The sequence below is a fragment of the Phenylobacterium sp. genome (assembly GCF_044371015.1).
GTDB lineage: Bacteria > Pseudomonadota > Alphaproteobacteria > Caulobacterales > Caulobacteraceae > Phenylobacterium.
Map to the genome: position 1 here is coordinate 1 of NZ_JBILUK010000167.1, position 6,915 is coordinate 6,915.

Consider the following 6,915-nt stretch of genomic DNA (forward strand, 5'->3'; position numbering starts at 1 on the left):
GTGGCCAGCACCGCTTCGTCCATCCGCTGTCGCGCCGCGACCCGCAGCCGTCGGTCGTTGACGAAGCAGCCCTTGCCCTTCTCGGCCCAGAACAGCTCGTTGGTGACCGGATTGTGGGTGACCGCCGCCACCACCGCGCCCTCGCGCTGCAGGGCGATGTTGATCGCGAAGTGGGGGATGGCGTGGAGGAAGTTGGTGGTGCCGTCGAGCGGATCGACGATCCAGGTGTGGGTCTTGTCCGACCCCTCGATCATGCCGCGCTCCTCGCCCAGGAAGCTGTAGCCGGGCCGGGCCTTGGTCAGCGCCTCGAAGATCACCTGTTCGGACTTCAGGTCGGCGGCGGAGACGAAGTCGGCCGGCGCCTTCTTGGCCACTTGCAGCTCGGCCAGTTCGCCGAAGTCGCGGTTCAAGCCCCGCGCGGCCTTGCGGGCGGCGTCGCTCATCACCTTGAGGAGGGCGGACTGGGTGCTCACGGGGATCCAGGGTTCCGGAGGGTCGCGAAGGGCGCGATCCCTACGCGCGGGGATCGGCGAAGGCAAGTTTGGTCGGGGTGGCTATCCGCGCTCGGCCAGACCTTCGGCGATGGCGGCGTTGAGCGCGCGCACCGCCGCCGCCGGACCTTGCGGATAGGCCCAGACGCCGGCGGAGACGGCCAGGAAGTCCGCGCCGGCGGCGGCGAGGCCCCGGGCGTTCTCGGCTGTGACGCCGCCGATCGCCACGCAGGGCGTCTGCATGGTCTCCTGCCAGATTGAGAGCAGTTCGGGGTCGGCGCGGGTCGGCGCATCCTTGGTCGTGGTGGGGAAGAAGGCTCCGAAGGCCACATAGTCGGCCCCGGCTTCGGCCGCCTCCATCGCCAGGTGACGGCTGTCGTGGCAGGTGACGCCCACCATCCGGTCAGGCCCCACTAGACGTCGCGCCTCTGCGTAGCTGGCGTCGGACTGGCCCACATGCACGCCGTCGCAACCGAGCGCAGCGGCCAGGTCCGGCCGGTCATTGAGGATTACAGCGACATCGCGCGCCTGGGCGACCGTCCGGATCGCCGCGACGGCGCGGGCGATGGTCTCGTCATCGACATCCTTGAGCCGGATCTGCAGCGCGGCCACGTCGCCGGCGTCCACCGCGCCGGCCAGGGCGTCGGCGAATTCGGTCGGATCATCCAGGCGCGGCGGCGTGATCAGATAGAGGCGGCAAAGCGGAAGAGTCATCACCCTCGCTCTACCGCGTGGACACGATGTCGCACAGACCCCGTTAACTTTGAGAATGACTTGCAAAGGCGTTCGCAGGCGGCTAGCGTCCTCAAGTCAGAGGAAGCGGTCCGGTCGGTCGATGTACGTCTGCAACTGCAACGGGATTCGAGAGCGGGACGTCCGCGCGGCCATCGCCGCCGGCGCCACCAAGCCGGTCCACGTGTTCAAGGCCCACGACACCCAAGCCCAATGCGCCCGGTGCGTCTGCGAGATCCGCCAGATGCTGGCCGAGCGCCGCGAAAGCCTGAAATACGCCGCCGAGTAACGGCCTCGTCAGCAATCGCGAAGCACTCGCAAAGATAGTTCGGCGACCGCGAATTATTCGCAGACATAGCCTTTGACATGGATCAAGGCGCACGGCATCCGGGCCTCTCCACGACTTAGACGAGGTGTCCCGTGAAGGGCGATAAGGCGATCATCAAGCTGCTTAACGCTGTTCTGACTAATGAACTGACAGCGGTGAACCAGTATTTCCTGCATGCCCGCATGTATGAGAACTGGGGCCTGACGCGTCTGGGCAAGATCACCTTTGACGAATCGGTCGGCGAGATGAAGCACGCCGACAAGCTCATCAAGCGCATCCTGTTCCTTGAAGGCCTGCCCAACCTGCAGGACCTTCACAAGCTTTCGATCGGCGAGGCCGTGCCGGAGTGCCTGGCCAGCGACCTGAAGGTCGAGATCGGCGGCCGCGCCACCCTGATTGAGGGAATCAAGCTCAGCGAGACTTCGGCGGACTTCGTGTCGCGTCAGCTGCTGCGCGAAATCCTCACCGACACCGAGCATCACATCGACTTCCTCGAAACCCAGCTGGAACTGGTGAAGAGCCTCGGCGAACAGAACTACCTGCAGAGCGCCATGGGCGAGCTTCCTGCGGGCTGACCCGGCGGGCTGCTCCGGCGCACGGCAATTGTCGCTAGGCGCCGCTGCAACCCCTCGCGTAGGCTTCCGCCGGGACGCAGCCTTGCGGGGGGCTTGAGCGCTCCATCGTTCAAGCCCACTGACGGGAGCGCCCCATGGCCACCTTCTTCTTCGAGAACATCACTCAGGCTCAGGCCGACGCCTACAATCCGGCCGCAGACAGCCTCGTGTTTGGCCAGGCGGGCGAGACCGCCCAGCGGATGACGGTGATCTTCAACCCGGCCACGGCGACGACGCTGGCGACCGTCACCCTGATTTCCAACTTCAGCGGCAAGTCGGTGACCTTCCCCGGCGCCTTCGCCACCGGCAACGCCGCGGCCGAGGCCACCTTCCCCGACAGTTCCCTGCTGTTCGTCGGCACCGCCGGCAATGACACGGCGGTCACCGGCACGGCGGGCTCCGACGGCCTGTTCGGCAATTCCGGCGACGATACGATGGACGGGGCGGCGGGCAACGACCTGCTGCAGGGCAACGCCGGCGCCGACGTGCTCCAGGGCGGGGCAGGCAATGACACGATCTTCGGAGGCCGGGACAACGACACCATCAGCGACTCCGGCAACTCCAACTTCGTCAACGGCAACCTGGGCGACGACAGCATCAACGCCTCGGCGGCCGGCGCCTCGACCCTGCTGGGCGGTCAGGCCAACGACACCGTCACCGGTAGCGCCAGCGGCGATTTCCTTAACGGCAACCTCGGCAACGACGTGCTGGCCGGCGGCGGCGGCAACGACCTGATGTTCGGCGAGGCGGGCGACGATTCGCTGTTGGCCGCCACGGCCGAGGGCGGCGCCATCAGCCTCGACGGCGGTGCGGGCAACGACACGCTCTCCTCCACAGGCGCGGCCAGCGCCCAGGTGGTCGGCGGCGACGGCAACGACCAGATCTCGCTTTCCGCCGCCGGCGTCACCGGCGCTCAGGTCAACACCCTCGATGGCGGGACCGGCGACGACACCATCACCTCGGCCGCCATCGGGCGCGACGTGATCAGCGGCGGCGACGGCAACGACAACATCACCTCCAACGGCGGGACCACCGGCGATTCGCTGAGCGGCGGTCTGGGCGACGACAGCCTCGTCGGCGGCGCGGCCGGGGACACGCTGCAAGGCGACGACGGCAATGACAGCCTCGATGCGGGAGCCGGATCCGACACGATCACCGCGGGCATCGGCAATGACACCGTCGTGTCCGGCGCGGGCAACGACAACATCACGACGGGCGATGGCGCGGATTCCGTCACCAATGCCGGCGGCGGCAACGATCTCATCGACACGGGCGCGGGCAATGACAACATCGTCGGCGGGGCCGACGCGGACAATGTCACGGCCGGCGATGGCGATGATACCGTCAACACCGCCGCTGGAAACGACATCATTTCCACCGGGGTCGGCAACGACGCGGCGTTCGGCGGCGAGGGCGCGGACGCCATCACAGGCGGGGACGGCAACGACGTTCTGCAGGGAAATGACGGCGCCGACACCCTCGATGGAGGCGCCGGCAACGACCTCATGACCGGCGGCGGTGAGAATGACATCCTGCAGGGTGGCGATGGCAATGACAGCCTGAACGGCGAACAGGGGGTTGATCGTCTGACCGGCGGCGCCGGCAACGACCTCTTCACCACCAACAGCGGCCATTCCGGAACCACCGCCGGGGCCCTTGACCAGATCCTTGATTGGCAGGCGACCGACAGTCTCCACTTCAACGGCGGCGCGGCCGGAGTCGAAGGCTCAAGCTACATCGAGCAATCGGCGGCCTCCTACGACGCCGCCCTCACCCTCGCCAACGGCCAGATCGCCGGCGGCGTGGTGAACTATGTGGTGGTTCAGGTCGGTAACGACGTGGTGGTGTTCGCCGACACCGGCAACAACAACGGAACCGCCGAGGACGCCGTAGTTCTCGTCGGCCGCACCCTCGCCGACATCAGCGCCGCCAACGTGGTGTAGACTTCCCCCTTCCTTGCGCCTTGCGTCGGGGAGGGGCGGCGTTGCCCGCTTGCGTCGATGATCCTGCCCGACCTACCGTCGCGATCAATGCGGGGGAGGCAGGACGATGGCGGCGACGGGTGAAGGCAAGACGCCCAAGGGCGAGTCTCATCTGAAGGTGGTGGCCGGAGCTTCGGCCGGCACCGTCTTCGAGTGGTATGACTTCTTCCTCTACGGCTCGCTCGCGGGCTTCATCACCCAGCACTTCTTCTCGGGGGTGAACGAGGTCACCGGCTTCATCTTCGCGCTGCTGGCCTTCGCAGCGGGGTTCGCGGTGCGGCCCTTCGGGGCGATCGTGTTCGGCCGGCTGGGTGATCTGTGGGGACGCAAGAACACCTTCCTGGTGACCATGATGCTGATGGGCGTCTCGACCTTCCTGGTCGGCCTGTTGCCGAGCTACGAGATGATCGGCGTCGCCGCGCCCATCCTGCTGGTGGTGCTGCGCCTGCTGCAGGGCCTGGCGCTGGGCGGCGAGTACGGCGGGGCCGCCACCTACGTCGCAGAGCATGCGCCGCCGGGCAAGCGCGGCCTCTACACCAGCTGGATCCAGACGACCGCCACGGCGGGCCTCTTCCTGAGCCTGATCGTGATCCTGCTGGTGCGCACCAACATCGGAGAAGATGCGTTCAGGGCCTGGGGCTGGCGCATCCCGTTTCTGGCCTCGATCCTGCTCCTGGGTGTCTCGCTCTGGATCCGCCTGCGGCTGAACGAGAGCCCTGTGTTCCAGAAGATGGTCGACGAGGGCAAGACTTCCAAGTCGCCGCTGACCGACAGCTTCGCCAAGTGGCCGAACCTGAAACTGGTGATCCTGGCCCTGCTCGGCCTCACCGCCGGCCAGGCCGTGGTCTGGTACACGGGCCAGTTCTACGCCCTGTTCTTCCTGGAGCGGGTGCTCAAGGTCGACGGCGCGCTGACCAACACGCTCGTCGCCATCGCCCTGCTGCTCGGCACGCCGTTCTTCATCCTGTTCGGCTGGCTGTCGGACAAGGTGGGGCGGAAGCCGATCATCCTGGCCGGATGCCTGATCGCGGCCCTGACCTACTTCCCGATCTTCAAGGCGCTGACGACGGCGGCGAATCCGGATCTCGCGGCGGCCACGGCGCGGGCGCCCGTGACGTTGGTGGCTCATCCGTCGGACTGCCACTTTCAGTTCGATCCCATTGGCCGGATGAGCTTCACCACCGCCTGCGACGTGGCCAAGGGCGCGCTAGCCGGCGCCGGAGTCAGCTACATCAATGTGGCGGCGCGCGAACCCGGCCCCACCCTGATCCGCATCGGCGACCGTGAGGTTCCAAGCCTCGAAGGCGGCGGCGCGATGAGCGCCTCCGAGTTCAAGGCGGCCAAGGAGGCCTGGACCAAGGGGTTCGCGGCCGAGCTCAAGGCCGCGGGCTATCCGGCTAAGGCCGACTCCGCCAAGGTCAACAAGCCGTTGGTCGTGGGCCTGCTGTTCCTGCTCGTGCTCTATGTGACCATGGTCTATGGGCCCATCGCTGCGGCCCTCGTCGAAATGTTCCCCGCGCGGATCCGCTACACCTCGATGTCCCTGCCCTATCACCTGGGCAACGGCTGGCTGGGCGGCTTTCTCCCGACCACCGCCTTCGCCATGGTCGCGGCGACGGGGGATATCTATTACGGCCTGTGGTATCCGATCGTGGTCGCCACGGTCTCCGCGGTGATCGGCATCCTCTGGGTCAAGGAAATGCGCGACAATCCCATCGAGGCCTGACGGTCGGGCCCCGGATCCGCCAGGGCCAATGGTGCAGTCGCTAACCGCCTTTGTCGTCGTCGCCCTGGTCATGGAACTGACCCCAGGGCCGAACATGGCCTATCTGGCCCTGGTCAGCGCCGGCCAGGGCCGAAAGGCGGGCCTGCTGGCTGTGGTGGGCGTCACGCTCGGCCTCCTGACCTATCTGATCGCGGCGGTGCTGGGCCTTGCGGAAGTCGCGCTTCGGTGGCCGGCGGTCTACCAGGCGCTGCGCTGGCTGGGCGTGGGCTATCTCTTGTGGATGGCGTGGGACGCGTGGCGTGAGGCCGGGGCGCCCGCAACTGGGGCTCCGGACCCCGCCTCGGCCCGGACCTTGGTGCTGAGAGGCTACCTCGCCAATGTGCTCAATCCCAAGGCCGCCATGCTCTATGTGGCGCTGCTGCCCGGGTTCATGTCGGGTCGCAATCCGGCCATGGAGGCGCTGGGCCTCGGCGCCATCCACCTCGGGATCAGCCTGATGGTGCACCTGTCGATCGTCGTCGCCGGCGGACAGGCCGCCGCCCTTCTGGACAATGGACCGGCGTCGCGCAGACGCAGGGTCGAGCGCGGCTTCGCCGTCGCCCTGGCCCTGGTCGCGATCTGGCTCGCCTGGGGAACCCGGACGGCCTGAAGGAAGGCTTTACTCGGCCGCCGCCCGGGTGATGCCGACCTTGGGCGCAAGTTCGCCGCCGGCATAACGCTTGGCCATGGCCGAGAGCGGAATGGGCGTGATCTTGTCGGCGTGGCCAGCCGTGCCGAACTCTTCGAAGCGCTGGATGCAGACCTTGCGCATGGCCTCCTTGGCCGGCTTCAGATAGCCGCGGGGATCGAACTCGCCGGGCTTCTCGACGAACACTTTCCGGATCGCCGCGGTAATGGCCATGCGGTTGTCGGTGTCGATGTTGATCTTGCGCACGCCGTGCTTGATGCCGCGCTGGATCTCTTCCACCGGCACGCCCCAGGTCTGCGGCATCTCGCCGCCGTACTTGTTGATCAGGTCCTGCAGATCCTGCGGCACCGACGA

The 6,915-nt window shown here is 67.2% G+C and carries 8 protein-coding genes; 5 read left to right on the forward strand and 3 right to left on the reverse strand.

Features of this window, described 5'->3' with window-relative positions:
* On the reverse strand, positions 1-473 hold a 473-nt coding region (locus tag ACIQ3R_RS13065), incomplete at its 3' end, for an inositol monophosphatase family protein (RefSeq protein ID WP_397419180.1).
* Positions 474-554: 81 nt separating this feature from the next.
* Entirely contained in the window at positions 555-1,205 is a 651-nt protein-coding gene (gene thiE, locus ACIQ3R_RS13070) for a thiamine phosphate synthase (RefSeq protein WP_397419182.1), read from the reverse strand.
* 121 nt (positions 1,206-1,326) lie between these two features.
* Here thiE and ACIQ3R_RS13075 point away from each other — a divergent pair, with 121 nt between their 5' ends.
* The 5 genes from ACIQ3R_RS13075 (at position 1,327) to ACIQ3R_RS13095 (ending at position 6,522) form a co-directional block, all read left to right on the forward strand.
* Positions 1,327-1,512, forward strand: coding sequence for a bacterioferritin-associated ferredoxin (locus tag ACIQ3R_RS13075; RefSeq protein ID WP_397419184.1), 186 nt, complete (start codon positions 1,327-1,329; stop codon positions 1,510-1,512).
* A 131-nt stretch (positions 1,513-1,643) separates the two neighbouring features.
* Positions 1,644-2,126 (forward strand): bacterioferritin, encoded by a 483-nt coding sequence (gene bfr, locus ACIQ3R_RS13080; protein WP_397419186.1) that lies wholly within the window; start codon positions 1,644-1,646, stop codon positions 2,124-2,126.
* 134 nt (positions 2,127-2,260) lie between these two features.
* The gene (locus ACIQ3R_RS13085; protein WP_397419188.1) at positions 2,261-4,108 is read left to right on the forward strand and encodes a calcium-binding protein; all 1,848 of its coding nucleotides are present in this window, start codon (positions 2,261-2,263) and stop codon (positions 4,106-4,108) included.
* A 106-nt stretch (positions 4,109-4,214) separates the two neighbouring features.
* A complete protein-coding gene (locus tag ACIQ3R_RS13090) occupies positions 4,215-5,873 on the forward strand; it encodes an MFS transporter (RefSeq protein WP_397419190.1) in 1,659 nt (552 codons plus the stop codon).
* A gap of 28 nt (positions 5,874-5,901) precedes the next feature.
* Entirely contained in the window at positions 5,902-6,522 is a 621-nt protein-coding gene (locus ACIQ3R_RS13095) for a LysE family translocator (RefSeq protein ID WP_397419192.1), read from the forward strand.
* Positions 6,523-6,531: 9 nt separating this feature from the next.
* On the opposite strand, the gene ACIQ3R_RS13100 is transcribed toward ACIQ3R_RS13095, so the two are convergent.
* Positions 6,532-6,915 (reverse strand): class II fructose-bisphosphate aldolase (locus ACIQ3R_RS13100; protein WP_397419194.1); only part of this gene is annotated, 384 nt, incomplete at its 5' end.